The sequence below is a fragment of the Flavobacterium lotistagni genome (assembly GCF_011392125.1).
Taxonomy (GTDB): domain Bacteria; phylum Bacteroidota; class Bacteroidia; order Flavobacteriales; family Flavobacteriaceae; genus Flavobacterium; species Flavobacterium lotistagni.
Map to the genome: position 1 here is coordinate 1 of NZ_JAAJBU010000026.1, position 2,060 is coordinate 2,060.

Consider the following 2,060-nt stretch of genomic DNA (forward strand, 5'->3'; position numbering starts at 1 on the left):
GCGATTTCGGTGATGTTCCAAGTATCGTTATATCCATCGCCATTCGGAGTGAAGAACCTCGGGAAGTTCACCACTCTAAAGGTAGTGCTTGCCGTACCACATCCAAAGCGGTCTTTCACCGTTACAGTATGATAACCCGATGGTAGGTTGGTAAAGAACGGATTCTCTTGAAACAAACCATTATCGAGTTGGTAGAGGTAGTTCCCCGGTGGGCTCACTTGCAAGGTCACCATCTGGTCGTACTCAAAATAGCTCGTCACCGAAGCCACTACCTGAGCCGGTGGCAACGATGGCACAATGGTCGCACTCTGCAAATCAAAACATCCAGAGGCGATGTTGGTCACCTTCACCGTGTAAATGCCCGGTGCCGAAGCCACATAACTATTGGCTGTTTCCCCTGCAATCACCCCATTGACATCAGACCATTGGAAACTATATACTGAGGGTTGTAAATTGGTGTACAACGTATATTGTGTGGTGGGGTTTCCGGCTACATCCACACAGATAAAACCGTCTTGTGGCAAACTCACCACCGGTAACGGGTTTACCGTGATGCTTCCCGTTAAGGTAGCCACGCCACAACCGCCTCGCGTGGAGATGGTATAATTGAAAGTCCCCGCCTCTATAGCAATGCCGCTAATGGTAAATTCTCCTGTGGTTTGGTTAAACGCGCCTTGGATGCCCTCAGGCACTTCTCCTGCAATGAGCGAAGCTCCGATAGCACCACTACCCACACTATATACAATCGGGTCAATGGCTTCATTGATACACAACACCTGTGAGGTGGTGGCCGCCGGTGAGACTAAAGCGATAGTCACATCCGGGTTAATAGTAATTGAACCATTCTGGGTATCGCTGCCACAACCACCCACAGTAGTCACCACAAAGGGGTACGTTCCGATGATTGATGAGGAACCGGAAATGGTAAACACACCGCCGGCATACACTCCGGTAATACCCGCAGGAAGCCCTATAACAGTAGCTCCGGTAGCCCCATTGCTTACATTATATCTGATTGGGGTAATACCCACATTGGTACAAACACTCTGCAAGGTCGTTGCCGGTGCCGAGGCTAAAATCAATTCCACCTCTGGCTTAACGACCAAAACTCCGCTCAGTGAAGCGCTCGAACAACCTCCAACAGTCGTAACGGTATAGTTAAAGGTACCTGCCTGCAAGGCCGTTCCGGTAATGTTCATCACTCCGGCTGAGAAAATTGCAGTCACTCCGTTAGGAAGATCGCCGGTAAGAGTAGCTCCTAATGCCCCATTGCCCACCGTGTATTGTATCTGTGCAATATTGGTATTAATACACAAGTTCTGCGCATTGGCTCCAGGGGTACTCAAAGCGATAGTCACATTCGGGTTGGCCGTAATAGTACCGCTGATAACCGCTGATGGCAAACATCCTCCGGTAGTAGTAACAGTATAGTTCGCACTTCCAATAGCCGATGGTGAACCGCTGATGGTATACACTGTTCCCGCTGCATTGAGTGATCCAGTAACACCACTTGGTAAACCTACTGCGGTAACTCCTGTGGCACTGCCTCCTAAATTCAATTCTATCGGAACAATCGGCGTGTTCAAACAAACCGTTTGTGTGGTGAGTGAACTCGTGGTGAGTTCCGAGCCCGGACGTACTACCACTGTAGCACTGCCACTCTGCACTTGACTGCAACTTGGCGTGGTGGCCGAGGATACTTCAACCAAATTATACACAAAACTGCCCGAGGTTGTAGTAGCTACCGCTACTGTGGCCGAGCTGCTACCCGATGCTGAAATAGCCGTTTGCACCACACCGTTGTTCACCGTATAATTGAAAGTATAAGGCGGTTGCCCGTTCAATCCGGTGAAGGTAATTTGTGGCGTTGGATCATTAATACACACCTGAGTAGTACCCGAAATAGTAGCGGTTGGCAGTCTTAAGATTGTGACTGTAGCACTGCCTGTTTGCGTTTGACTACAACTTGGAGTAGTGGCCGATGAAACACTAATCAAATCATACACAAACGAGCCGGCTGCTGTGGTAGATACCGGTAAAGTAACACTATCGCTTCCTGC

General features: G+C 49.3%; 1 pseudogene. It reads right to left on the minus strand.

From position 1 onward, the window contains the following. A pseudogene (locus G4D82_RS14270) lies at positions 1 to 2,060 on the minus strand (hypothetical protein); the annotation flags it as partial.